The organism is Arenimonas aestuarii (assembly GCF_054781715.1).
On sequence record NZ_BAAGTW010000006.1, the window covers coordinates 367,723 to 393,112 of the forward strand.

Here is a 25,390-nt window from a genome sequence, read left to right on the forward strand (position 1 = left end):
CTATATCAGCCCGCTGCGCGGCGGCTGGCCAACACGTCGGCGGTCGGGCCCAGGGCCACCAGCCGGCCGTCGTCGAGCACCGCGCAGCGCTCGGCCAGCGCCCGGGCGGCCTGCCAGTCGTGGGTGATGAACAGCAAGGCCAGGCCGCGTTCGCGCTTGAGCCGGGCCAGCAAGGCCAGTACCCCGGCGCGGTGCTGGGCATCGAGCGCCGACACCGCCTCGTCGCAGACCAGCAGCTCGGGTCCGGTGGCCAGGGCGCGGGCAATCGCCACACGCTGGCGCTGGCCGCCCGAAAGCTGGTGCGGGAAGCGCGCCGCCAGCTCCGGCGCCAGGCCGACCGATTCGAGCAGGCCGGCGACATGCGCGGTCCGGCCCTGCGCCGGCGTGATGCCGTGGATGCGCAGCGGTTCGGCGACCAGGTCGCGCACCCGCATGCGCGGATCGAGCGACGCATAGGGGTCCTGGAAGACCACGCCAATGCGTCGGCGCAGCGCGCGCAGCTGGCCACGGCCTGCTGATAGCAGGTCTTCGCCGTCGAACCGGATGCGGCCACCGACCCCCTGCCGCAGCAGGCGCAGCAGCGCGCGGCCCAGGCTGGACTTGCCGCTGCCGCTTTCGCCAACCAGGGCCAGGCATTCGCCGCGGTGCAGGGCCAGGCTGATGCCGGTGACGGCCGGCCGCAGCTGACCCGGGTAGGCCACCTGCACGGCGTCCAGGCGCAGCAGTTCGGGGCCGGGCGAGGGGGCGTCCGGCGCCGGCAACTGGTCGGCCGCCAGCAGTTCGCGGGTATAGGCGTGGCGCGGCGCGGCGAAGATGCCGGCGCTGGTGCCCTGCTCGACGACCTCGCCCCGGCGCAGGATCGCCAGCTGGCTGGCATGGCGGGCGACCAGGGGCAGGTCGTGGCTGACCAGCAGCACCGACACGCCCAGGCCGGTGCGCAGCGTGTCCAGCAGGGCCAGGGCGTCGCGCGCCAGGCGCGGGTCCAGGGCCGACGTGGGTTCGTCGGCCAGCAGCACGCGCGGATTGCCGGCCAGGGCCAGGGCCAGCAGCACGCGCTGGCGTTGGCCACCGGACAGTTGGTGGGCATACCGGTCCAACATCCGCACCGGCGCGGGCAGCTGCAGGCGCTCGAACAGCGCGATGGCCTCCCGGCGCGCCCCGGCGCGGTCCAGCCCGCGCAGCAGGCGCAGCGATTCTTCGAGCTGCGCGCCCAGGGTGCGCAGCGGGTGCAGCGCGGCCTGTGGGTCCTGCGGCACCCAGGCCAGCACGCGGCCGGGCAAGCGGGCGTGCGCGGCACTGCCGAGCGCAATGCGTTCGCCATCGAGTTCGATGTCGCCGCGGGCGCTCAGGCCGGGCGGCAGCAGGCCCAGCAGGGCGGCGATGGTGAGGCTCTTGCCGCTGCCGCTTTCGCCGACCAGGCCCAGGCATTCGCCCGCGGGAAGGTCCAGGCTGAGCGGGCCCAGCAGGCGCCGCTGGCCGGCATGTACCTCGAGGCCGATCAGCGACAGCCGGCTCATGCGCCTTCCCCGCGCACGTCCAGCCAGTCACGCAGGCCGTCACCCAGGAACTGGAAGGCCGCCAGCGTCGCGACCAGGAAACCGGCCGGGAACAGCAGCGACCATGGCGCGATGTCGAGTTCCTGGGCGCCTTCGCCCAGCAGGCCGCCCCAGCTGGCCGCGGGTTCGTCCACGCCCAGGCCCAGGAAACCCAGGAAACTTTCCACCAGGATCGCCTGCGGCAGGATCAGCCCCAGGTACACCAGACCCAGCGGCAGCAGGTTGGGCAGCAGGTGCCAGCGCAGCACCTGGTCGAAGCGGGCGCCCGCGGCGCGGGCCGCCAGCACGAAGGGCATGTCGCGCAGGCGCGCGGCTTCGGCGCGGGCGACCCGGGCCAGGTCGATCCAGACGTAGCCGCCTATGGCCGCCAGCAGCAGCCACAGCGAGCGCCCGAACAGGGCCAGCAGCAGGATCACGATGAGCAGGAAGGGCAGCGCCGACAGCACGTCGAGCCCACGCACCATCGCCCGCTCGGTGCGCCCGCCGGCATACCCGGCGATGGCGCCGTAGGCCAGGCCGATCACCAGCGCGACCGCGGTGGCGAGGGCGCCGATGGTCAACGAAAGACGGCCGCCGGCGAGCGTGCGCGACAGGATGTCGCGACCGATGGCGTCGGTTCCGAACCAGTGCCCGTTCGAAAGCGAGGGCGGCGCCGAAAGGGCATTCCAGTCCGGGCGGTGCGGATCGGGCAGGTCGAGCAGCCAGGGACCGGCCCAGCAGGCGAGCGCCAGCGCGGCGATCACCAACAGGCAGGCGCGGGCCTGTCGCGGCAGGCCTTCTCGCGGCGATGACGTGGTCTTCATCTGGCCGTGATCATGCCAGCGTAGCCTCGGACGCGGGGACCCCCACCCCATATCCATCCACCTGTTCTGGAGCCATGCATGACTATCTTTGCACCCCGGCCCCTCGCCGCTACGCTGGCGATGGCGCTGTGTCTGACCCTTCCCGCCACCGCCGCGGAGCAAGCCACCCCGGATGAGCCGGGCAGCAGGACGGCCATCGACCGCGACACCGGTCGCCTCCGCGCCACCACCGCCGCCGAGGACCGTGCGCTTGCGCGTGACGCCGTGCGCCTGCAGGCCCAGCGCCGCCCGATCGCCGCGCCCGGCGTGGCCACGCTCGTGCGTCCGGCCACCGAGGCCGAGGCACTGCAGACCCAGGTCCGCCATGCCGATGGTTCGGTATCGATGATGGTGCCCGAGAACTTCGATAGCGAACTGCGGGTCACCCGCGCCGCTGACGGTGCCCTGGTCATCAGCCACAACGACGCCGGGGAGACCGACCATGCGCAGGAATAAATCCGTGCTCGCGCTGGCCCTGGCGGCCGGCCTCGCTGCCACGCCGGCCCTTGCGGCCGAGTTCGTGGTCGTCAACCTCGACGCCGGCACCGGCGCCGGTCTCGACGACCCGAGCCCGCGCGCCCCGCAGGGCGGTAATCCCGGCACCACGCTGGGCGAGCAGCGGCAGGTCGCCTATGCCTACGCGGCGCGCATGTGGGGCGCGATCATGCAGTCCGATGTCCCGATCATCGTGGGCGCGCGTTTCATCCCGCAGGCCTGCACCGAAACCGGCGCCGTGCTGGGTTCGGCCGGCACCACCCAGATCTTCCGTGACTTTCCGGGCGCCACGCGGGCCAACACCTGGCACAACGTCGCGCTCACCGAGTCGATCGTCGGCTTCGACGTCAACCCGGGCGGCCTGGACATCATTTCCCAGTTCAACAGCCGCATCAGCGGCGACCCGGCCTGCCTGGGCGGCGCCGACTGGTACTACGGACTCGACGGCCAGACGCCCGCGGGCACGGTGAATTTCCTGAACGTGGTGATGCACGAGATCGGCCACGGCATCGGCTTCCAGAGCTTCCTCAGCCTGGGCACCGGCAACTTCCTGGGTGGTTTTCCGGACGTGTACCTGTCGAACGCATTCAACAACACGGTCGGCAAGTCCTTCCTCGACATGACCGCGCCCGAGCGCGCCTTCGCGGTGCGCGATGCGGGAGGCACGGTCTGGACCGGGCCGGACGTCTCGGCGGTGGCGCCGGCCTACCTGGATCCGCAGCTGGCCCTGGACGTGGCCGGGCTTGCCGCCCCGCTGCCGGTCGGGCGCTCCAGCCTGGGTCCGGTGGTCACCGATGGCAGCTTTTCCGGCGCCGTGGTGGCGGCCGACGACGGCGATGGTGTCGGCACCGACGCCTGCTCGGCGCTGGTGAACGCCGCCGACGTCAGCGGCCGGATCGCCCTGGTTGACCGCGGCGCCTGCACCTTCGCCAGCAAGGCGCTCAATGCCCAGGCCGCCGGCGCAGTGGGCGTGCTGGTCGCCAACAACGTGCCGGGCGTGATCGAGCCCGGTGGCGTCGACCCGGCCGTCACCATCCCGGTGCTCGGCCTTAGCCAGGACGGCGGCGCACAGCTGCGGGCGCTGGCCCCGGGCGTGGCGGTGGCGGCGGTGCTCGACCCGCTGCGGCGCGTCGGCGCCGATGACGCCGGCCGCGTTCGCCTAAATACGCCGGCAGCGCTCGCACCGGGCTCGACCTTCTCGCACTTCGACACCGCGCTCAGCCCGAACGCGCTGATGGAACCGTCGATCACCGGCACCCTGCGCGCCGACATCGACGTGGACCTGACGCCGGCACTGTTCCGCGACACCGGCTGGGCCACCCAGGACCGTACGGCCCGGCTGGGCGATTGTGACCTCGGCATTCCGGTGGTGAACCCGGACGGCGTCGCGATCGGGGCCAGCGTCGAGGCGCGGTCCCTGGTCTGCTCGGCCTTCGCGCCCAACCGTGGCCAGTACGTCAGGTGCGTGGTCGGCTACGCCGACGAACTGCTGGCGGCGGGCCTGATCGACGGAGACGACAAGGACCGCACCGCAAGCTGCGCCGCGCGCCAGCGCTGACAGGAACGACGGGGGCCGGCGCGTCCGGCCCCCGTCCCGCCAGGTCGGGCGGCGTATCATGGGCGGAACGACCTCGACGAGCCCGCCCGATGGCCTTTCCCTACACGCGTCCGCGTCGCCTTCGCCGCGATGATTTCTCCCGCCGGCTGGTGCGCGAGCACCGCCTGTCTGCCGACGACCTGATCCTGCCGGTGTTCGTCCACGAGCTCGCCGGCCGCGCGCCGGTCGCCTCGATGCCTGGCGTCGAACGCCTGGACCTGGACGCACTGCTGGAGGTCGCGGGCGAGGCGGTGGCGCTGGGGATTCCGGCGCTCGTGCTTTTCCCGGTGACCGCGCCCGAAGCCAAGTCGCTCGACGCCGCGGCGGCCTGGGACGACGACGGCCTGGTCCAGCGCGCCGTCCGCGCGCTCAAGCGTGCGTTCCCGCAGCTTGGCGTCATCACCGATGTCGCGCTCGACCCCTACACCTCGCACGGCCAGGACGGCCTGGTCGATGCCGACGGCTACGTGGCCAACGACGACACCGTCGACGCGCTGGTCAAGCAGGCGCTGTCGCATGCCGACGCCGGCGCCGACGTGGTGTCGCCCAGCGACATGATGGACGGCCGCATCGGCGCCATCCGCGAAGCGCTGGAAGAGTCCGGTCACGTCAACACCCGCATCCTGGCCTATTCGGCCAAGTACGCCTCGGCGTTCTACGGCCCCTTCCGCGACGCCGTGGGCAGCGCCGGTGCCCTGGGCAAGGGCGACAAGACCACCTACCAGATGGACCCGGGCAATTCCGACGAGGCCCTGCGCGAGGTCGGCCTGGACCTGGACGAAGGCGCCGACATGGTGATGGTCAAGCCGGGCCTGCCCTACCTGGACATCGTGCGGCGGGTGAAGGACCACTTCGGCGTGCCCACGTTTGCCTACCAGGTGAGCGGCGAATACGCGATGCTCAAGGCGGCCGCCATGAATGGCTGGCTGGACGAACGCGCCTGCGTGCTCGAGGCGCTGCTGGGCTTCAAGCGCGCCGGCGCCGACGGCGTACTCACCTATTACGCGCTGGACGCGGCGCGCTGGCTCAAGGAGGACTGACATGACTGCCCGTTACGCCGTGTTCGGACACCCGGTGGTGCACTCGCTGTCGCCACGCATCCACGCCGCCTTCGGCACCCAGCTGGGTATTGCGATGCAATACGCCGCTATCGATGCCTCGCCGGAGGACTTCGCCAAGGCCCTGGCCGCCTTCGCCGCGGGCGGTGGCCTGGGCGCCAACATCACGCTGCCGCACAAGGAGCGCGCCCTGGCCCTGTGCGCCGAAGCCAGCGACCGGGCGCGCCGTGCCGGGGCCGCCAATACCCTGAGCCGGCGCAACGGCCAGTGGCACGGCGACAACACCGACGGTGTCGGCCTGGTGCACGACCTCACCGAGCGCCGCCGCCTGGACCTGCGCGGCCGCCGGGTGCTGATGCTCGGCGCCGGTGGCGCCGCCCGCGGCGTGTCGCCGTCCCTGCTCGATGCCGGCATCGGCGAACTGTGGGTGGTCAACCGCACCGCCGAACGCGCCGACGCCCTGGCCGACGCCCTGGGCGAGCCGGGGCGCGTGCATACCCGCTACTGGTCGGACCTGGGCAACCTGGGTGCCTTCGACATGGTGGTCAACGCCACCTCGGCGGGGCGCAGCGGCGGCATCGAACTGCCGTTTTCGCTCACCACCTCGCGCACGCTGGCCGTGGACCTGAGCTACGGCGAAGCCGCGGTGTCCTTCCTGGCCTGGGCCCGCGCCGCAGGCTGCGAGCATGCCTTCGACGGCATTGGCATGCTGGTGGAACAGGCGGCCGAGAGTTTCGCGATCTGGCACGGCAAGCGCCCGGACACCGACCCGGTGTTCGCCTCGCTCACCGCCCGCGCGGACGCGCTGCAGACCGCGGACTGAGACACCGCCCCCGACGCTTACTCCTTGTCGAAGCGGATGCGGACCCCGTCGACGCTGCTGCTGACCAGCCTGATGTGGAAGCGCGGGTGGTAGAGGCGGCGCTTCACCAGCACGTCTTCGCCGTCGTCGCGCTCAACCCGCCAGCCGCGCGGCAGCTGTTTGTCGAGCGCCCGGCGCACCTTGGACGAGACGCGGTTCTCGCCGTCGTTGCCCTCGATGACCACGCGCACCCGGAAGGCGGCACCGCCCTTGTCGGTGACTTCGAACACCAGCTCACCCGCCGATTCGGCGGCACCACTGAACTCGAGCCGCCACTTGTTCGACAGGGACGCCCCGGCCGGCATCGTGACCGGGACGGGCGTCGCCGCCGCGGCCACCGCGGCCGCGGGCAGGGCGAGGAAGACGGCCAGCGCCAGCGCCCTCACAGGTACTCGTCCTTGAGCCGGACGTAGTGTTTGGCACTGTAGTAGAGCTGTTCGATTTCCTTGTCACTGAGCTTGCGCACGGGTTTGGCCGGGTTGCCAAGCCAGAGCTCGCCGCTGAGCACCTTCTTGCCCGGCGGCACTACGGCGCCGGCGCCGACGAAGCCATGGTCCATCACCTCGGCGCCGTCGAGCACCGTCGCGCCCATGCCGATCAGCACCGCGTTGCCGATGGTGCAGGCATGCACGATGGCGCCATGGCCGATGGTGACGTCGTCGCCGATGATCGTCGGGAAGCCGCCGGGCCGGGTGAATGGGCCCTCGTGGGTGACGTGGATGATGCTGCCGTCCTGGATATTGGTCCGGGCGCCGATGCGGATGTGGTTGACGTCGCCGCGCACCACGCAGCCGGGCCAGACCGAGCTGTCCTCGCCCAGGTGCACATCGCCGATGACGGTGGCGGCCGGGTCCACGTAGGCCCGGGCGCCGAGGGTGGGCAGGATGCCCTTGAAGGGTCGTAGGTTCATGCCGGGATTCTAACGGGTGGCGGCGTTAAACTGCCGGCATGGACACTGCCCCGCACCCCGACCAGGACCTGCGCCCGCTGCTGGCCCACCTGCGCGCCGCCCACCAGCGCCAGGTGCCCGGCTACCGGCAGCGCATGGACGACCTCCAGCGGCTCGGCGAGGCCGTGCGCCGCCACCGGGACGAACTGGTGAAGACGGTGTCGGCCGATTTCGGCCGCCGTTCCCGCCACGAGACCCTGGCCGCCGACGTCATGGTGACGCTGGACGAGATCAGCCACCTGCGCCGCCACCTGCGCCGCTGGATGCGGCCGGAGCGGCGCGGCGTCAACCTGGCCTTCCTGCCGGCGCGGGCCGAGATCCGCCGCCAGCCGCTGGGCGTGGTCGGCATCGTGGCGCCCTGGAACTATCCGATCCAGCTCGCCCTGATCCCGCTGGCCGACGCCATCGCCGCCGGCAACCACGTCATGCTCAAGCCGTCCGAGCACACGCCGCGGACCTCGCAGCTGCTGTCCCGGCTGCTGGCCGAAGTCTTCCCGGTCGAACGCGTGGCCGTGGTGCAGGGTGATGCCTCGATCGGCGCGGCTTTCAGCCGGCTGCCCTTCGACCACCTGCTGTTCACCGGCTCGACCACGGTCGGCCGCGCGGTGATGGCGGCCGCGGCGCCGAACCTGGTGCCGGTGACGCTGGAACTGGGTGGCAAGTCGCCGGCGCTGGTGGCGCCGGACTATCCCATCGAACAGGCCGCCGACCGCATCGCGGCGGGCAAGTGTTTCAACAGTGGCCAGACCTGCGTGGCGCCGGATTACGTGCTGGTGCCGCGCGACCAGCGCGACGAATTCGTGCGGGCCTACATGGCCTCGGTGCGGCGGCGTTACCCGAACCTGGCCAGCAATCCCGACTACACCGCCATCGTCAATCCCGGTCAGGCCGAACGCCTGCGCGAGTGGCTCGACGATGCCCGCGATCGCGGCGTTGGCGTCGTGCAGCACCGCCCAGACGGCGACCCGCCGCCGCCGGGCGTCGAAGTGATCCCGCCGACCGTTCTGCTCGACCCGCCGGACGATGCGCGGGTGATGCAGGAGGAAATCTTCGGTCCGCTGCTGCCGGTGAAGTCCTACGACAGCCACGATGCGGCCATCGACTACATCCTCGGCCGCGACCGGCCGCTGGCCTTCTATCCCTTCGACAACCAGCGCAAGCGCCTGCGTCACACGCTCGACCGCGTGGTGGCCGGCAGTGTCTGCGTCAACGACACCCTGGTGCAGTTCGGCCAGCATTCGCTGCCGGTGGGCGGCGTCGGGCCCAGCGGCATGGGCCAGTACCACGGGGAGGCGGGTTTCCTCACCTTCACCAAGCCCATGCCGGTGATGTACCAGTCGCGCCTGAACGGCATGAAGCTGTTCGACCCGCCGTTCGGCAAGCTGGCCGACTTCGTGGTCAAGTTCCTTACCCGCTGATCCCGGCCGCGCGGGTTGAATCGCGGCCGTCCCGACACCATGTGACTGCCATGACCCAGACCCCGAACCCCCTGCTCGCCGACGCCGAACTGCCGGCGTTCTCCGCCATCACGCCCGCCCACGTGAACCCCGCCATCGACGAGGTCCTGGCCGGGTTCCGCGCCGAGGTCGAACGCCTGGCCGCCGACCCGGCGGCGCGCGACTTCCAGACGCTGATGGCGCCGCTGGAGCGCTGGGAAGAAACCCTGGGCCGCACGTTTTCCCCGGTCTCGCACCTGCACGGCGTGAAGGATTCACCCGAACTGCGCGAAGCCTATTCCGCGGCGCTGGAAAAGCTGACCGAACATTCCACCGAGCTGGGCCAGCACCGCGGCCTCTATGCGGCCGTGAAGGCGCTGCGCGAATCGCCGGCTTTCGACACGCTGGACCGTGCCCGCAAGACGCTCGTCGAAGACAGCCTGCGCGGCTTCAGGCTCAGCGGCGTGGCGCTGGAAGAACCGGCGCGCTCGCGCTTCAAGGCCATCCAGAACGAACTGAGCAAGCTCGAGACGGCGTTCGAAGAGGCCGTGCTCGACGCCACCGACGCCTGGACCCGCCCGGTCACCGAAGCCGAACTGGCCGGCCTGCCCGCCTCCGCCCGCGACATGCTGCGGGCGATGGCGAAGGAGAAGGACGCCGAAGGCTGGCTGGCCACGCTCAAGGGGCCGGTGGTGCAGGCCATCCTGACCTTCGCCGACAGCCGCGCGCTGCGCGAGGAAATCTACACCGCGTCCAGCACCCGCGCCTCCGACCAGGGCCCGCATGCCGGCCAGTACGACAACAGCGAGCGCATCGGCCAGATCCTGGCGCTGCGCCATGAAGCCGCGCAGCTGCTGGGATTCGATTCGGCCGCGCACGAATCCCTGGACGACAAGATGGCCGGCACGCCCGAACGCGTGCTGGGTTTCCTGCGCGAGCTCGCCGCCAAGGCGCGGCCGGTGGCGCAGCGCGAGTACCAGGAGCTGCGTGCCTTCGCCGCTGAAAAGCTCGGCATCGCCGACCTCCAGCCCTGGGACGTCGCCTACGCCTCGGAAAAACTGCGCGAGTCGCGTTTTGCATTCAGCGAAGAAGACCTCAAGCCCTACTTCCCGGTGCCGGCGGTGATGCAGGGCCTGTTCACCGTCGCCGAACGCGTGTTCGGCGTGCGCCTGGTCGAACGCCGGGGCGTGGACGCCTGGCACAAGGACGTTCACTTCTTCGACGTCGTGGATGCGGATGGCACGGTGCGCGCCGGCGTTTACCTCGACCACTACGCCCGCGCCGGCAAACGCGGTGGCGCCTGGATGGACGTGTGCCGCGCGAAGCTCAACGACGGCATCAGCGCGCACAAGCCGGTGGCCTACCTCACCTGCAACTTCCCGCCGCCCAACGACGATACGCCGGCCCTGCTGACCCACGACGACGTAGTCACGCTGTTCCACGAGTTCGGCCACGGCCTGCACCACCTGCTGACCGAGGTCGACTGGCCCAGCGTCGGCGGCATCAGCGGCGTGGAATGGGACGCGGTGGAGCTGCCCAGCCAGTTCATGGAGAACTTCGCCTGGCAGCGCGAGGCGCTGGACATGTTCGCCAGGCACTACCAGACCGGCGAGCGCCTGCCCGATGCGCTGTACGCCAAGATGCTCGAGGCCCGGCATTTCCACGCCGGTCTGTTCCTGGTGCGGCAGCTGGAATTCGCGCTGTACGATTTCCGCATGCACCTGGAGTTCGACCCGGCGCGCGGTCCGCGCACGCTGGCGCTGCTGGACGAAGTGCGCGACGAAGTCGCGGTCATCCGGCCGCCGGCCTTCAACCGGTTCCCGATGGCGTTCACCCACATCTTCGCCGGCGGGTATGCGGCCGGCTATTACAGCTACCTGTGGGCGGAAGTGCTCAGCGCCGACGCGTTTTCGGCCTTCGAGCAGGCCGGCGTCTTCGATGCCGAGACCGGTGCCCGCTACCGCCGCGAAATCCTCGCCGTCGGTGGCTCGCGCCCGGCCCTGGAAAGTTTCGTCGCCTTCCGCGGCCGCGAACCCGACCCGGATGCCCTGCTGCGCAGTTACGGACTGGCGGCCTAGAAGCCTTTGCCCGCGCGAATCCGCGGCCGGGGCGCCGTTCAACCGCCGGGTCTGCGCCAGATCATGTAGACGTCGGCGCGCTGGTAGTGGCTGCCCGGCTTGTTGGCGGGCTGGCGCTCGAAGCCGACGCTTTCGTAGAGCCGCAGCGCGGGCTGCAGCCGGGTCTGCGACTCCAGGAACAGCTCGGTGCCGCCCAGGCGCTGGAACTCGGCGATGGCGGCCTCCATCAGCTTGCGGCCGATGCCCAGGCCCTGGTGGCCGGGCGTGACCGCCATCTTGGTCAGTTCGTAGACGCCGGGCGTGTCCACCATCAGCGCGCAGGTGCCGACCACCTCCTCCCCGACCATCGCGAACAGGATGCTGCCGCCAGGGTCGAGGATGTGTTTTTCAGGTTCGGACATCACCGCGTGGTCGATCGGTTCGATCTGGAAGTACCGGGCCAGCCATTCGGCGTTGAGCCGGTAGAAGTGCTCGCGCAATCCGGGAACGAAGGGCTCGATGCGCACGGTATTGGCCTGTAGCAGCTTCATGCGCCGCGCCACGTCGGCCGGCAGCGGCTGTTCGTCCAGGCTGGCTTCGTATTGCGTCAGCGCGCCGAGCAGGTCGACGCCGGTATCCATGATCCGCCGCTCCACGCTGGCCCGCATCGCCTGCCACAGGGGCCGGGCGGCGCGCAGTTCCTGTTCGCAGCGTTCGCTCAGGGCCAGCACGCGCTGGCGACGGTCGCCGTCGCCGGGCACCCGCTGCAGCCAGCCGCCCTTGATCAGCTTGGTGGCCAGCTGGCTGATGGCCGAATGGGTAAGCCCGATCTCGCGGGCGATTTCCCCGACGCTGAGCGGGCCACGCTGCTCGAGCAGCCGCAGCACCGGGAACCAGCGGGCCTGCAGGCCGATGCCATGCTCGCGATAGACCTGGTCGACCAGGTCATAGCTGCGTTCGCTGAGCACCTTTAGGCGGCTGGCCAGGGCCAGGGTGCCCTGCACGGACAGGAAGCTCATACGAACTCCGACAGATGTTGTGTAAGCCCTAACGTAATATCGGGCAAGCCGTCGCGCAAGTCCCCCGGGTCACGGCCGCCGCTCCCGGCTTGCGGCCCCGGTCCCGCATGGGCGAGGCTGCCCGGATGCTCCCGCGCCTTGCCACCGGGCCGGCCCGCCCGTGAACCCCGGCCGCCGCCTCTCGCTGATCGTCGCCACCACCCTGTTCATCGAAACCATGGACTCGACGGCGATCGCGACCTCGCTGCCGGTCATCGCCGAAGACCTGGGCACCGAGCCGATCGCGCTGAAGCTGGCGCTGACCGCCTATCTGCTGGCCTTGGCCGTGTTCATCCCGGTCAGTGGCTGGGTGGCCGACCGCTTCGGCGCCAAACGCACCTTCATGTTGGCCATCGGTGTGTTCCTGCTCGGCTCGCTGGCCTGCGCGGCCAGCGCCAGCCTGGAACAGCTGGTCGCTGCGCGATTCCTGCAGGGCATGGGCGGCGCGCTGATGGTGCCGGTCGGGCGCCTGGTGCTGCTGCGCACCGTGCCCAAGAACGAACTGGTGCAGGCCCTGAGCTGGCTGACCATCCCGGCGTTGGTGGCGCCGATCCTGGGGCCGCCCATCGGTGGTTTCATCGCCACCTACAGCGACTGGCGCTGGATCTTCCTGATCAATATCCCGATGGGCCTGGTCGGCATGGTGCTGGCCTGGCGCTTCGTGCCCGACCTGCGCGAGGCGGTGAAGCCGCTGGACTGGACCGGCTTCGCGCTGTCGGGCCTGGGCCTGGCACTGGCGCTGTTCGGATTCTCGACGCTCGGCCGGCACCTGGTGACCACGCCGGTGGCCGTGACATCACTGGTGGTGGGGCTGGGCGCGATGCTGGCCTACGTCTGGCACGCCCGGCGGCATCCCCACCCGCTGATCGACCTGGGCCTGCTGCGCCTGCCCACGTTCCGCGCCGGCGTGGTCGGCGGCATGCTGTTCCGCATCGGTATCGGCGCCACGCCATTCCTGCTGCCGCTGATGCTGCAGCTGGGCTTTGGCCTGACGCCGTTGCAGTCGGGCCTGCTGACCTTCGTTTCCGCCGTGGGCGCGATCTTCATGAAGACGATGGCGGCCGCGGTGCTGCGGCGCTACGGCTTCCGGCGGGTACTGTGGATCAATGCCCTGCTGGCGTCGGCGATGCTGGCGGGCTTCGGCCTGTTCCGCGCGGACACGGCGCACTGGGTGATCATGGCGGTGCTGCTGGTTTCGGGTTGTTTCCGTTCACTGCAGTTCACCAGCCTCAACGCGATCAGCTATGCCGAAGTGGACCCGGCGCGCATGGGCCAGGCCAGTAGCCTGTCGGGCATGCTGCAGCAGTTTTCGCTGGCGCTGGGCGTCGCCATCGGTGGCTACGCGCTGCAGGTGGCCGGCAGCCTGACCGGAAATGACTACGCCGACCCGGTCAACTTCGCCTGGGCCTTCCTCACGGTGGGCGTCATCTCGGCGCTGTCGGCCTGGATGATGTTCCGCCTGCCGCACGACGCCGGTGCCGAGATGGCTGGCCGCGCCGAGGTCGGCAAGGAGTTGTCGGAACAGAAGGCCGAGCAACGCTCCGCGACCTAGGCGAAGAACTCGCGGAAGCCGGTGATGGCGCGTTCAAGGCCGGCGTCGTCGATGTCCAGGTGCGTGACCAGCCGGATCCGTGGCCCGCGGCCCGCGGCGATGCGCACGCCGCGCGCTTCCAGCGCACTGGCCAGCGCCGCCTGGCGGCCATCGGGCACCGTGACGAACACGATGTTGGTAAACGCCCCGTCCACCGACAGGCCCATCGATTCCAGCGCCGAGGCGAGTTCGCTGGCGCGGCGGTGGTCGTCGGCCAGCCGGGCCACGTGGTGATCGAGCGCGTGTTCTGCCATGGCGGCCATCAGACCGGCCTGGCGCCAACCGCCGCCCAGCACCTTGCGCCAGCGCCTGGCCTTGTCCACCAGGGCCCGCGAGCCGGCCAGCACCGAACCCACCGGTGCGCCCAGGCCCTTGGACAGGCATACCGACACGGAATCGAAATGGCCGGCGATCTGCGCCGCGGGCACGCCGCAAGCGACCGCGGCGTTGTACAGGCGCGCGCCGTCGAGGTGAAAGGCCAGCCCGCGTTCGCGCGCGAAACCACCCGCCTGCGCCAGGTAGTCCAGTGGCAGCGGCCGGCCGTGCCAGGTGTTTTCCAGCGCCAGCAGGCGGGTGCGGGCGAAGTGCGGGTCGCCCAGCGGTTTCACCGCGGCATCCAGGGCCTCGATCGGCAGGGTGCCGTCGGGCGCGTGCACGATCGGCTGTGGCTGGATGGAGCCCAGCACCGCCGCGCCGCCGCCTTCGTACTTGTAGGTGTGCGCGTCCATGCCGACCAGGTATTCGTCGCCGCGCTCGCAGTGCGCCATCAGCGCCAGCAGGTTGGACTGGGTGCCGCTGGGCACGTACAGCGCCGCTTCGAAGCCCAACTCCCGGGCGACCCGGTCCTGCAGCGCGTTGACGCTGGGATCATCGCCCATCACATCGTCGCCGACCGCGGCGGACAGGCCGGCCTGGCGCATCGCGGGGGTGGGCTGGGTCACGGTGTCGCTGCGCAGGTCAACCCACTTCATGCTCGCCAGCCTCCGGTCAGGTCATGCGCCGCAGGGTATCGTCGCGGCGGATGAAGTGATGGTACAGCGCCGCCGCCACGTGCAGGCCAACCAGCCAGTAAAAGGCGGTGCCGACCAGTTCGTGCAGTTCCTCGAGTCGATGCGCCAGGTCCTCGTCGGGCGAAAGCAGGGGTGGCACGACGACCTGGGTGAAGGGCAGCAGCAGTTCCTTGCCGTCGGTCCAGGCGGTCAGCAGCCCAAGCACGGGCTGCAGCACCAGCATCAGGTAGAGCAGAAGGTGCAGGCCCTTGGCCGGCAGCGATTGCCAGGCGGGCAGTGGCGGCGAAACCGGCGGCGCAGGGCGCGAAAACATCAGCAGCAACCGCGGCAGCATCAGCGCCAGGATCGCAAGGCCGATCCAGAAATGGGCCTGCACCATCGCCTGCCGGGCCTCGCTGCCCCGCTCGAAGTTCTCGCGACCCAGGATGAAGACGTAGGCGAGCACCATCAACACGGCAATGCCCCAATGCAGGGCGCGTCGCGATGGGGCGTAGCGGGATTTCGGGAAAGCCATGGCCGGTCTCCGGACGTAAACGTGCGCCCCAAGGGTGCGCCGATTGATGCCGCCTGCCTTGATTCCCGTCAATGCTTCGCGGCGGGGCGCGCGAACGGTTAGCATTTGCGCCATGGACACCACCACGATCGCCAGCTGGAACGTCAACTCACTCAACGTGCGCCTGCCGCACCTGGAGGAGTGGCTGAAACTCCGCCAGCCCGACATCGTTGGCCTGCAGGAAACAAAGCTCGAAGACCCGCGCTTCCCGGATTCGGCCCTGGCCGGCCTGGGTTACCGCAGCGTGTTCAGCGGCCAGAAGACCTACAACGGCGTGGCCATCCTGTCGCGCCGGCCGATTGACGAATCCAGCTGCGTGATGGGCATCCCGGGGTTCGCGGACGACCAGAAACGCGTCATCGCCGCCACCGTCGGCGACCTGCGCATCGTCAACCTCTACGTGGTCAACGGCCAGGACGTCGGCACGGAAAAGTATGACTACAAGCTGCGCTGGCTGGACGCCGTGCACGACTGGCTTGCCAGGGAGCTGGAGACGCACCCGAAGATGGTGGTGATGGGCGACTTCAACATCGCCCCGGACGCGCGCGACGTGCACGACCCGGCAGTGTGGAACGAGGAACACATCCTCACCTCCGCCGCCGAGCGGGCCGCGCTGCGCCGGCTGATGGACCTGGGCCTGCACGACAGCTTCCGCCTGCACCACCAGGAAGAAGGCGTCTTCAGCTGGTGGGACTACCGCGCCGCCGGTTTCCGCCGCAACCTGGGCCTGCGCATCGACCTGTGCCTGGTTTCCGACGCCCTGCGCGAACACTGCACCGGCGCGGAAATCGACCGCGAGCCGCGCACCTGGGAACGCCCGAGCGACCACACCCCGGCCCTGGTCACCCTGAACGCCGGTCCCTAGGCGACAGGGTCAGCGGAGGCAGCGGGCGAAGAAGTCCTCGGCCATGCGGTAGCGATGCAGTGCATCCGCGCCACGCAGGCCGTGCTTGGCGCCCGGATAGGTCATCAGTTCGAAGGGCGTGCCGCGCTTCTGCAGCTCGGACATCAGCTTGGTCGAGTTGGTGAACAGCACGTTGTCGTCGGCCATGCCGTGCACCAGCAGCAGCTTCGAGCGCAGGCCGTCGAGGTGGGTGAACACCGAAGACACGCGGTAACCGTCAGGATTGTCGGCCGGATGGTCCATGTAACGTTCGGTGTAGTGGGTGTCGTACAGCGCCCAGTCGGTGACCGGTGCGCCGGAGACACCACAGGCGTAGTGCCCGCTGGCCTGGGCGAGCAGCATCAGCGTCATGTAGCCGCCGTTGGACCAGCCATGCACGCCGATGCGCGCCGGATCCACCCACGGCTGCCGGCGCAGGAACTCGACGCCGGCCACCTGGTCCTGAACCTCCACCGTGCCCTGGCGGCCATACAGCGCGCCGCCGAACCTTGCGCCGCGCCGCGGCGTGCCGCGGTTGTCCAGCGAGAACACGACGTAGCCGTTCTGGGCGAGGTACTGGTTGAACAGGTGGTCGCTGCGCCCGGGCCACGCCCGCGTCACCGTCTGCGCGGCGGGACCACCGTAGACGTAAACGACCACCGGGTACTTGCGGGCCGGGTCGAAGTCCGCGGGTTTGATCAGGCTGTAGTGCAGGACGCTGCCGTCGGCCGCGGCGAAGCTGCCGAACTCGACCGGCCGGTGCGCAGCGCGGTAGGGCGCGTACGGATGGGCCGGGTCGGAAAGCTCATTGGCGACCAGGGTCGCCAGCAGGCTGCCGTCGGCCTTGAACAGCTGGGTCTGCGGTGGCGTCGTCGGGTTCGACCACAGGTCCACGAACACGCCCGCATTGGCGCTGAAGCTGGCCTCGTGCATGCCCGGTTCGGCGCTGAGCCGACGCGGTTCACCGCCGGCCAGCGGCACGGCGTAGACGTTTTTCTCGAGCGGCGAGTCCCTGGTGCCGGCGACGTAGGCCAGGCCAGCCGCCTCGTCAACGCCCAGCAGCGCGTCGACCACCCAGTCGCCGGAGGTCAGCACGCGCTCGAGGCTGCCGTCGGCGGCGTGCAGCTGCAGGTGCTCGAAGCCGCTGCGCTCGGAAATCCACAGGAAACGATCGTCCGCCAGGAAACGCAGGCCGTTGTGCAGCGGCACCCAGGTGTCGCTGGTTTCGGTGACCAGCACGTCCTGCTTGCCGGTCGCCAGCGTGGTCTGGATCAGTTCCAGCGTGCGCTGGTCGCGCGACTGCCGCTGGAAGCTCAGCACGCCAGGCGCGCGCCACTGCACGCGCGGCAGGTAGATGTCGGTTTCCGGTCCCAGGTCGACGTCGGCCACCGCCAGCGTCGCCGGGCGATCGACGCCGGGCCTGCCGGCGCGCATCGTCGCCAGGTCGGCCACGTGCAGGCTGATGCGCACGTTCGGATCGCCGGCGGCCGGGTAGCGCTGCTGCACGACCTCGGTCCGGTCGGCGTACATCTCGTAGCGCTTTTGCACCGGCACGGGCGATTCATCGATGCGGGTGAAGGCCACGGCCGAATCGTCCGGCGCGAACCAGTAGCCGGTGTGTCGGTCCATTTCCTCGTCGGCCACGAACTCCGCGACGCCGTTGCCGATGGTGTCGCTGCCGTCGTCGGTGAGCTGCAGTTCGCGCCCGGTGGCCAGGTCGATCAGCCACAGGTTGCGCTCGCGCACGAAGCCCACGTAGGCGCCGCCAGGCGACACCTTCGGGTCGGTGGCGAAGCCGGTGCCGGAGGTGAGCCTGCGCACCGGGTCGGCGACGTCGTCGCCCAGGTCGTAGAGGTAGAGTTCGCCACCCAGCGGGAACAGCAGCGCCTGCGAGGACGGCGCCCACTGGTAATCAACGATGCCGCTGAAGGCCGCGATGCGCTGGCGCTCGCGCCGCGCCTTTTCCTCGTCCGACAGCGTTTCCTCGCCCGGCAGGACGACCTTGGAATCCACCAGCCGGCGGGTTTCGCCGCTGGCGATGTCGTATTCCCACAGGTCGAGCTGGAAGCGGTCCTCGTCCTTGCCGCGAAGGAAGGTGACGCGGCTGCCGTCGGGCGAGATCGCCGGCTTCATCAGGCTGGGGCCGGACAGCGGCTTGTCGCCGGTGATGGCTTCGAGCGTCAGCTTGTCGGCATGGGCGGTGGAGGCGAGGGTCATGGCGGTGGCAAGCAGCAGGCTTCGGATCATCGGGTCGGTCTCAGGCGAGGTAGCCGCCGTCGACCGGCAGCGCGGTGCCGGTCAGGTAGGACGCGGCAGGGGAGGCGAGGAACAGCACGGCCGGCGCGATCTCGCCCGGCTGGGCCATGCGCGCCAGCGGGATCAGGCGCAGCATCATGTCCATGATCTTGGGGTTGCCGGTCAATGCCGACGCGAACTTGGTGTCGGTCAGGCCAGGCAGCACCGCATTCACGCGCACGCCCATCGGCGCCAGCTCCTTGGCGAAACCTTCGGTCATGTTGACGATGCCGGCCTTGGTCATCGAATACACCAGCTGGCCGGGCGCGGCGCGTTCGGCGTTCACCGAAGCGACGTTGACGATGGCCCCGCCGTGGCCCTTCATGCGCCGGGCCGCCTGCACCGTGGTCCAGAAATAGCCGCGCAGGTTCACTTCCACGGTTTTTTCATAGGCGTCCAGCGTCATGTCGACGGCCGGGCCGAAATAAGGGTTGGCGGCGGCGTTGTTGACCAGGATGTCCACGCGCCTGCCAGCGGCGTCGAGCGTCGTGAACAAGCCTTCGATGGCCGCCGTGTCGCCAACGTGTACCGCATGGGCCTCGGCCGACCCCCCGGCGTCCCGGATGGCGCCGGCCACCGCTTCGCAGCCCTCGATCTTGCGGCTGGTGCAGATCACGTGCGCGCCGTGCGCGGCCAGCAGGTGGGCAATGGCCTCGCCGATGCCACGCGAAGCGCCGCTTACCAGGGCGGTTTTCCCGGTCAGGTCGAACAGGGGATCGGTCACGAAAGGCTCCGGGGACAAGGGGTTAACGGCAGGATTGATATGCTCGGGAATCTAGCACAGGCCTCCTCCGGGGCCCGGCACACAGGAGCAACACCATGGGCCAGCGGCGGGTCTTGATCACGGGGGCAGGCAGCGGCCTGGGCCAGGCACTTGCACATCGTTACGCACGGGCCGGCGACAAGGTCGCCTGCGTCGACCTCGACGCCGCGCGCGCCGAGCTCACGCGGGCCGCGCTCGACGGCGAAGGCCACCTGGCGATGGCCGCCAACGTCGCCAGCGACGAAGCCATGGAGCAGGTGCACGAACGCATCGCCGGCGAGTGGGGCGGCCTGGACGTGCTGGTCAACAACGCCGGCATCGCCACCGGCGGCGCCATGGTCGACACCACCCCGGCCGAGTGGCGCAATGCGCTGGACGTGAACCTGATGGGCGTGGTGCGCGGCTGCCGGCTGTTCCTGCCGGGCATGATCGCCGCCGGTCGCGGCCAGGTGATCAACACCGCCAGCTTCGCCGGCCTGGCCGGCGCGCCCAGCATCATGAGTTATGGTGTGTCCAAGGCCGCCGTGGTGGCGCTGAGCGAACAGCTGCGCGCCGAACTGCACGACAAGGGCATCCGCGTCAGCGTGCTGTGCCCGGCCTTCTTCCGCACCAACCTGCTCGAGAGCTGGCAGGGCGACCAGCGCCTGAAGGCTTTCGCCGGGCGCATGATGGAAACCTCGCCCGACACGCTCGACGGCGTCGCCGACCGCTGTTTCGCGGCGGTTGAACGCGGCGAGTTCCTGGTTTTGCCGACGCGACGCGAGCCGATGCGCTGGCGCCTCAAGCGCTGGTTCCCACAAACCTACTTCAATCAGCTCCTGAAGCTGGCCAAGGCCAGGGGCACTGGGAAATGACATGGACTGGATGATCTACGGCGCCAACGGTTACACCGGCAAGATGGTGGTGGAAGAAGCCGTGCGGCGCGGGCTTCGGCCGGTGCTCGCGGGCCGCAATGCGGCCGCGCTCGAGCCCCTGGCGCAGCAGCACGGCCTGCCGGTGCGCGCCTTCACGCTGGACAATCACGTCGCGCTGCGCACCGGCCTCAACGGCATTGGCCTGGTGCTGCATTGCGCCGGGCCGTTTTCCGCCACCAGCGCGCCGATGCTCGACGCCTGCCTGGAAGTCGGTGCGCACTACCTCGACATCACCGGGGAGATCGATGTTTTCGCGCACTGCCATTCGCGCGACGCCGAGGCACGGCAAAAGGGCATCGTGGTGCTGCCGGGGGCAGGTTTCGACGTGGTGCCCACCGATTGCCTGGCGGCGATGCTCAAGCGCGACCTGCCTTCGGCCACGTCGTTGGTGCTGGCCTTCGAAGCCGGCGGCGGACCCAGCCCCGGCACGGCCAAGACCAGCGTGGAAGGCCTGGGCAAGGGCGGCCGCGCGCGCATCGGCGGTGAACTCAAGCGTGTGCCCCTGGCCTGGAAAACCCGCACCTTCGAACGTGACGGCGAACAGCGTTTTGCCATGACCATTCCCTGGGGCGACGTGTACACCTCCTACCTGTCCACCGGCATCCCGGACGTCGAGGTCTACATGGGCGTGCCGCCGTCCACGGCCATCAAGCTGCGCCGCCTGCGCCTGCTGGGCCCGCTGCTGGGCCTGGGCCCGGTGCAGTCCTGGCTCAAGCGCCAGGTCGGCAAGAAAGTGCGCGGCCCGTCCGACGCCACCCGCGGCAAGACCGGCTGCGTGGTCTGGGGCGAGGTGCGCGACGACCAGGGCGGTGAGCTGGCGCGCCAGCTGCGTACGCCCAATGGCTACGAACTCACCGTGACCGCGTCGCTGGGCATCGTGCAGCGGCTGCTGGTCGAGCCGGCGCCGTCGCCGGGCTTCCATACGCCTTCGCAGCTGATGGGTGCCGACTACGTGCTGTCGCTGCCGGGCGTTCGCCTGGCCTGAACGCGGCGCTTGGCAGCACGGGTCCTTGCCACTACGCTTGCGGTGCCCGGTCCCGGGTACCTTTCTGGAGTGCACCATGCGCATGCCCGCCATCATCATCGGCGTCATCCTGCTTGTCGTCGGAGGCCTGATCACTGCCGGGGTGTTCAAGTACGACAGCAAGGAAACCGCCGAACTCGGGCCCATCGAGCTCAGCGTCACCAAGGAAAAGTCGCCGCCGATCAACCTCGGCTGGATCCTGCTTGGCGTCGGTGCCGTCGCCGTCGTGATCGGCGCGGCCAGCAAGAAATAACCGAAGGAAACCCATGACCAACCCCGCTTCCGCCGGCGTGCCGAAACTCGGCCCGCTGTCCACGCTGATCTTTGCGTCGCGCTGGCTGCAGTTGCCGCTGTACCTGGGCCTGATCCTCGCGCAGTGCGTCTACGTGTTCCTGTTCATGAAGGAACTGACGCACCTGATCTTGGACGCCAACATCCTCACCGAGATGGGGATCATGCTGCTGGTGCTGGGCCTGATCGACGTGGTCATGATCTCCAACCTGCTGGTGATGGTGATCGTGGGGGGTTACGAAACCTTCGTTTCGCGACTGAACCTGCAGGGCCACCCGGACCAGCCCGAGTGGCTGAGCCACGTCAACGCCTCGGTGCTGAAGGTGAAGCTGGCGATGGCGATCATCGGCATCTCCTCGATCCACCTGCTCAAGACCTTCATCGAGGCCGGTGCCCTGGGCGGCGTGCCGCTGTGCAGCAGCCCGGAAGGCATCGAGGCGGTTCGCCTGATGGCCGAGGTCGGCTCGAAGGAGAAGGGCTGCACTTCGGTGACGACCGTGGGCGTGATGTGGCAGACCATCATCCACATGGCCTTCATCGTCTCCGCGATCGGCATCGCCTGGACCGACAAGCTGATGTCGCAGTCCACCGCGGCCGGCAAGAAACACTGACGGCCGCAAAAACCCGCGGCCTGGGGTCCATGGCGCCGGTACAATGGCGCCATGGATGTTTCCCACCTGCTTGACGACCTCAATCCCGCCCAGCGCGACGCCGTTTCGGCCCCGCCGGGGCACCTGCTGGTGCTGGCCGGCGCCGGCTCGGGCAAGACCCGCGTCCTCACCCACCGGATCGGCTGGCTGAACGAAGTCGTCGGCGTGCCCGCGCACGGCGTGCTGGCGGTCACCTTCACCAACAAGGCCGCCGCCGAGATGCGTGGCCGCGTCGAAGCCTTGCTGCGCCACGGCAGCCGCGGCATGTGGATCGGCACCTTCCACGGCCTGGCCCACCGCCTGCTGCGCCTGCACTGGCAGGAAGCCCGCCTGCCCGAGTCCTTCCAGGTGCTCGACCAGGACGACCAGGTGCGCCTGCTCAAGCGCATCGCTGCCGACCTCGACCTCGACGACGGCCGCTTCCCGCCGCGCCAGATGGCCTGGTGGATCAATGCCCAGAAGGACGAAGGCCGGCGCCCGAAGCACATCCAGCCGGCCGGCGGCGACTTCTACGGCCAGACCATGCAGCGTGTATACGAGGCCTACGAAGAGCGCTGCCAGCGCGCCGGCCTGGTGGACTTCGCCGAGCTGCTGCTGCGCGCGCACGAACTCTGGCTCGAACAACCGGCGCTGCTGCACCACTACCAGCAGCGTTTCCGCCATATCCTGGTGGACGAATTCCAGGACACCAATTCCATCCAGTACGCCTTCGTGCGCGTGCTGGCCGGCGACACCGGCGAAGTGTTCGTGGTCGGCGACGACGACCAGGCCATCTACGGCTGGCGCGGCGCCAAGGTCGAGAACGTGCAGCGTTTCCTGCGCGACTACCCGGGCGCGCGCACGATCAAGCTCGAGCAGAACTATCGTTCGTCGGGCAACATCCTGGCCGCGGCCAACGCGGTGATCGCCCACAACCCCGAGCGCGTCGGCAAGCAACTCTGGACCGCCGACGGCGAGGGCGAGCCGATCGACCTCTTCGCCGCCTACAACGAGGTGGACGAAGCGCGGTTCGTCGTCGAACGCATCCAGGCCTGGATCCGCGACGGTGGCAGCGCCGGCGACAACGCCGTGCTCTATCGTTCCAACGCCCAGTCGCGGGCGATGGAAGAACAGCTCGTGCAGGCCGGCCTGCCCTATCGCGTTTATGGCGGCCAGCGCTTCTTCGACCGCATGGAAATCAAGGACGCCCTGGCCTACCTGCGCCTGGTCGCCAACCGCGGCGACGACTCCGCCTTCGAGCGGGCGGTGAACACGCCGCCGCGTGGCATCGGCGGCAAGACCCTGGACGAAGTGCGTCGGCATGCGCGCGAAAAGGCCATCCCGCTTTTCGTCGCCGCCGAAACCATGTCGGGCGAGGGCAGCGGCCTGGCCGGACGTGCCCGCAACGCCCTGCGCGGTTTCATCGACCTGATGGCCGGCCTGGAGGCCGACATCCAGGATTCGCCGCTGCACGAGCAGTTCGACCACGTCATCACCACCTCCGGCCTGCGCGTGCACTACGCCAACGAATCGCGCGGCCAGCTTGATTCGCGCGTGGACAACCTCGACGAACTGGTGTCCGTGGCCAGCCGCTTCGAACGTCCCGACGACGAGGAACTGGCCGGCATGTCCGACCTGGTCGCCTTCCTGGGTTATGCCGCGCTTGAGGCCGGCGAAGGCCAGGCCGAGGCCGGCGAGGACGGCGTGCAGCTGATGACCCTGCACAGCGCCAAGGGACTGGAGTTCCCGCATGTTTTCCTGGTCGGCATGGAAGAAGGCCTGTTCCCCAGCGGCCGGTCGCTCGAGGAAAGCGGGCGGCTGGAAGAGGAACGCCGCCTGGCCTATGTCGGCCTTACCCGCGCCCGCCAGAAGCTGGTGCTGTGTTACGCCGAATCGCGCCGCCTGCATGGCATGGAAATGCTCGGCACGCCTTCGCGCTTCCTGCGCGAGATCCCCCAGGGCCTGCTGCGCGAAGTGCGTCCCAAGGTGCAGGTCAGCCGCCCCACCGGCTTCGGCCCGCCGCGCATGGCGGCGCTGGACGCGTCGTCCGGCCCGGCGCTGCGCCTGGGCCAGCGTGTCGTGCACCCCAGCTTCGGCATCGGCGTGGTGATGGATGCCGAAGGCAGCGGTTCGCACGCCCGCATCCAGGTCAACTTCGAGGACGGCGGCGCCAAATGGCTCGTGCTCGGCTACGCCAACCTCCAGCCCGCCTAGGCCACGCCCTGGAGGCGCTCCTGCAAGGTCCAGTCCGTACGCGGCATACTTCGCGGCGAAGCAATCGCAGAAACCCGGGGAAATCGAATGAAACGACGTGAACTCCTGCGCGGCGCCGGCCTGGCCGCCGTCGCGACCGGCCTGGCCGCCTGCGGTGCCCGTCCCGAGGGCGCGGCCGATGGGGCCGCCACGGCGTCCACCGGGCGCCTGCAATGGAAGATGGTCACCTCCTGGCCCACCAATTTCCCCGGCCTGGGCACCGGCGCCGCCAGGCTGGCCGCGATGATCACCGCCGCCAGCGGCGGCCGGCTCACGATCAAGGTCTACGGCGCCGGCGAACTGGTGCCGGCCTTCGAGGTCTTCGACGCCGTTGGCCGCGGCACCGCCGAAATGGGCCATTCCGCGAGCTATTACTGGAAGGGCAAGGCCGCCGCGGCGCCGTTTTTCTGTGCCGTGCCGTTCGGCCTCAATGCCCAGGAAATGAACGGCTGGCTGTACGAAGGCGGCGGCCTGGAGATCTGGCGCGAGCTTTACGCGCACTTCGGCCTGGTGCCGTTCCCGGCCGGCAATACCGGCGTGCAGATGGCTGGTTGGTTCCGCAAGCCGGTTGATTCGCTGGCCGACCTGCAGGGCCTGAAAATGCGCATCCCCGGCCTGGGCGGCGAAGTGATGGCGCGCGTGGGCGCGACGCCGGTGAACCTGCCCGGCGCCGAGATCTTCAGCTCGCTGCAAACCGGTGCCATCGACGCCGCCGAATGGGTCGGCCCCTACAACGACCTGGCCTTCGGCCTGCACCGCGCCGCCAAGTACTGTTATTACCCGGGCTGGCAGGAGCCGGGCCCGACGCTCGAATGCATGGTCAACAAGGCCGCGTTCGACGCGCTGCCGCAGGACCTGCGCGACATCGTCGATACCTGCTGCCGCGCGGTCAACGACGCGATGCTGGCCGAATACACCGCCCGCAACCAGCAGGCGCTCGACCGCCTGGTCCGCGAACACGGCGTCCAGCTGCGGCAGCTGCCCGACGACGTGCTCCTGGCCTTGCGCCGCGCTTCGGACAAGGTGCTCGAGGAAACCGCGGCCGCCGACCCGATGGCCCGGCGTGCACTCGATTCCATGCGCGCCTTCCAGGCCCAGGCCAAGGCCTGGCACGCGGTGTCGGAAGAGGCCTATTACGCCACCCGCGGCTGAGCCTGCCGGACGTCATGCCCGGGCGGCGCCGGGCAAACCGCGGCTGAACGACGTCGCGGGACAGTGACTTCGGGGACGGCCGACCGGGCCGCCAATTTGCGTACTTTGCCATCACGATCACC

At 69.7% G+C, this 25,390-nt stretch carries 23 protein-coding genes; 14 read left to right on the forward strand and 9 right to left on the reverse strand.

Going from position 1 to position 25,390, the window contains the following annotated elements:
• Positions 1-5: 5 nt before the first annotated feature.
• Positions 6-1,517: an ATP-binding cassette domain-containing protein gene (locus ACYVJH_RS11235; RefSeq protein WP_460454733.1), complete on the reverse strand. Its 1,512-nt coding sequence runs from the start codon at positions 1,515-1,517 to the stop codon at positions 6-8.
• Entirely contained in the window at positions 1,514-2,359 is an 846-nt protein-coding gene (locus tag ACYVJH_RS11240) for an ABC transporter permease (protein ID WP_460454734.1), read from the reverse strand. Before ACYVJH_RS11240 ends, ACYVJH_RS11235 begins: the two co-directional genes overlap by 4 nt.
• A gap of 78 nt (positions 2,360-2,437) precedes the next feature.
• On the opposite strand from ACYVJH_RS11240, the gene ACYVJH_RS11245 reads away from it, so the two are divergent.
• The 4 genes from ACYVJH_RS11245 to aroE all read left to right on the forward strand — a co-directional run bounded on the left by ACYVJH_RS11245 (position 2,438) and on the right by aroE (position 6,371).
• Positions 2,438-2,854, forward strand: a complete 417-nt coding sequence (locus ACYVJH_RS11245) for a post-PEP-CTERM-1 domain-containing protein (RefSeq protein ID WP_460454735.1) — start codon at positions 2,438-2,440, stop codon at positions 2,852-2,854.
• Positions 2,841-4,451 (forward strand): PA domain-containing protein, encoded by a 1,611-nt coding sequence (locus ACYVJH_RS11250; protein WP_460454736.1) that lies wholly within the window; start codon positions 2,841-2,843, stop codon positions 4,449-4,451. Before ACYVJH_RS11245 ends, ACYVJH_RS11250 begins: the two co-directional genes overlap by 14 nt.
• Before the next feature lie 89 nt (positions 4,452-4,540).
• Positions 4,541-5,530 carry a porphobilinogen synthase gene (hemB, locus tag ACYVJH_RS11255; protein WP_460454737.1) on the forward strand — a complete coding sequence of 330 codons (990 nt, stop codon included), beginning with the start codon at positions 4,541-4,543 and terminating at the stop codon, positions 5,528-5,530.
• Between the two features lies 1 nt (position 5,531).
• Positions 5,532-6,371: a shikimate dehydrogenase gene (gene aroE / locus ACYVJH_RS11260; RefSeq protein WP_460454738.1), complete on the forward strand. Its 840-nt coding sequence runs from the start codon at positions 5,532-5,534 to the stop codon at positions 6,369-6,371.
• 17 nt (positions 6,372-6,388) lie between these two features.
• Here aroE and ACYVJH_RS11265 read toward each other — a convergent pair whose 3' ends face one another.
• Both ACYVJH_RS11265 and ACYVJH_RS11270 read right to left on the reverse strand, forming a co-directional pair.
• Positions 6,389-6,796: a hypothetical protein gene (locus tag ACYVJH_RS11265; protein WP_460454739.1), complete on the reverse strand. Its 408-nt coding sequence runs from the start codon at positions 6,794-6,796 to the stop codon at positions 6,389-6,391.
• The gene (locus ACYVJH_RS11270; protein WP_460454740.1) at positions 6,793-7,320 is read right to left on the reverse strand and encodes a gamma carbonic anhydrase family protein; all 528 of its coding nucleotides are present in this window, start codon (positions 7,318-7,320) and stop codon (positions 6,793-6,795) included. Before ACYVJH_RS11270 ends, ACYVJH_RS11265 begins: the two co-directional genes overlap by 4 nt.
• A 38-nt stretch (positions 7,321-7,358) precedes the next feature.
• On the opposite strand from ACYVJH_RS11270, the gene ACYVJH_RS11275 reads away from it, so the two are divergent.
• Together ACYVJH_RS11275 and ACYVJH_RS11280 are read left to right on the forward strand one after the other, a co-directional pair.
• Entirely contained in the window at positions 7,359-8,777 is a 1,419-nt protein-coding gene (locus ACYVJH_RS11275) for a coniferyl aldehyde dehydrogenase (RefSeq protein ID WP_460454741.1), read from the forward strand.
• A gap of 50 nt (positions 8,778-8,827) precedes the next feature.
• A complete protein-coding gene (locus ACYVJH_RS11280) occupies positions 8,828-10,873 on the forward strand; it encodes a M3 family metallopeptidase (RefSeq protein ID WP_460454742.1) in 2,046 nt (681 codons plus the stop codon).
• A 38-nt stretch (positions 10,874-10,911) separates the two neighbouring features.
• Here ACYVJH_RS11280 and ACYVJH_RS11285 read toward each other — a convergent pair whose 3' ends face one another.
• Entirely contained in the window at positions 10,912-11,871 is a 960-nt protein-coding gene (locus ACYVJH_RS11285) for a bifunctional helix-turn-helix transcriptional regulator/GNAT family N-acetyltransferase (protein WP_460454743.1), read from the reverse strand.
• A gap of 160 nt (positions 11,872-12,031) precedes the next feature.
• On the opposite strand from ACYVJH_RS11285, the gene ACYVJH_RS11290 reads away from it, so the two are divergent.
• Positions 12,032-13,462 carry an MFS transporter gene (locus ACYVJH_RS11290; RefSeq protein ID WP_460454744.1) on the forward strand — a complete coding sequence of 477 codons (1,431 nt, stop codon included), beginning with the start codon at positions 12,032-12,034 and terminating at the stop codon, positions 13,460-13,462.
• Here ACYVJH_RS11290 and ltaE read toward each other — a convergent pair.
• Positions 13,459-14,472, reverse strand: coding sequence for a low-specificity L-threonine aldolase (gene ltaE, locus ACYVJH_RS11295; RefSeq protein WP_460454745.1), 1,014 nt, complete (start codon positions 14,470-14,472; stop codon positions 13,459-13,461). The two genes, ACYVJH_RS11290 and ltaE, sit on opposite strands and share 4 nt — an antisense overlap.
• Positions 14,473-14,488: 16 nt before the next feature.
• Positions 14,489-15,025, reverse strand: a complete 537-nt coding sequence (locus tag ACYVJH_RS11300) for a cytochrome b (protein ID WP_460454746.1) — start codon at positions 15,023-15,025, stop codon at positions 14,489-14,491.
• Positions 15,026-15,137: 112 nt separating this feature from the next.
• Here ACYVJH_RS11300 and xth point away from each other — a divergent pair, with 112 nt between their 5' ends.
• Positions 15,138-15,929, forward strand: coding sequence for an exodeoxyribonuclease III (gene xth / locus ACYVJH_RS11305; protein ID WP_460454747.1), 792 nt, complete (start codon positions 15,138-15,140; stop codon positions 15,927-15,929).
• Positions 15,930-15,938: 9 nt separating this feature from the next.
• Here xth and ACYVJH_RS11310 read toward each other — a convergent pair whose 3' ends face one another.
• Both ACYVJH_RS11310 and ACYVJH_RS11315 read right to left on the reverse strand, forming a co-directional pair.
• On the reverse strand, positions 15,939-18,191 hold the full coding sequence (locus ACYVJH_RS11310) for a S9 family peptidase (protein WP_460454870.1): 2,253 nt from the start codon (positions 18,189-18,191) through the stop codon (positions 15,939-15,941).
• Positions 18,192-18,204: 13 nt separating this feature from the next.
• A complete protein-coding gene (locus ACYVJH_RS11315; protein WP_460454748.1) occupies positions 18,205-18,966 on the reverse strand; it encodes a glucose 1-dehydrogenase in 762 nt (253 codons plus the stop codon).
• A 95-nt stretch (positions 18,967-19,061) separates the two neighbouring features.
• On the opposite strand from ACYVJH_RS11315, the gene ACYVJH_RS11320 reads away from it, so the two are divergent.
• The 6 genes from ACYVJH_RS11320 (at position 19,062) to ACYVJH_RS11345 (ending at position 25,268) form a co-directional block, all read left to right on the forward strand.
• On the forward strand, positions 19,062-19,859 hold the full coding sequence (locus ACYVJH_RS11320) for an SDR family NAD(P)-dependent oxidoreductase (protein ID WP_460454749.1): 798 nt from the start codon (positions 19,062-19,064) through the stop codon (positions 19,857-19,859).
• A gap of 1 nt (position 19,860) precedes the next feature.
• Positions 19,861-20,904, forward strand: coding sequence for a saccharopine dehydrogenase family protein (locus tag ACYVJH_RS11325; RefSeq protein WP_460454750.1), 1,044 nt, complete (start codon positions 19,861-19,863; stop codon positions 20,902-20,904).
• A 76-nt stretch (positions 20,905-20,980) separates the two neighbouring features.
• Entirely contained in the window at positions 20,981-21,196 is a 216-nt protein-coding gene (locus ACYVJH_RS11330) for a hypothetical protein (protein WP_188663283.1), read from the forward strand.
• A gap of 13 nt (positions 21,197-21,209) precedes the next feature.
• Positions 21,210-21,845: a TIGR00645 family protein gene (locus ACYVJH_RS11335; RefSeq protein WP_460454751.1), complete on the forward strand. Its 636-nt coding sequence runs from the start codon at positions 21,210-21,212 to the stop codon at positions 21,843-21,845.
• A gap of 51 nt (positions 21,846-21,896) precedes the next feature.
• A complete protein-coding gene (uvrD, locus tag ACYVJH_RS11340) occupies positions 21,897-24,077 on the forward strand; it encodes a DNA helicase II (protein ID WP_460454752.1) in 2,181 nt (726 codons plus the stop codon).
• Between the two features lie 87 nt (positions 24,078-24,164).
• Positions 24,165-25,268, forward strand: a complete 1,104-nt coding sequence (locus ACYVJH_RS11345) for a TRAP transporter substrate-binding protein (RefSeq protein ID WP_460454753.1) — start codon at positions 24,165-24,167, stop codon at positions 25,266-25,268.
• Positions 25,269-25,390: the final 122 nt, after the last annotated feature.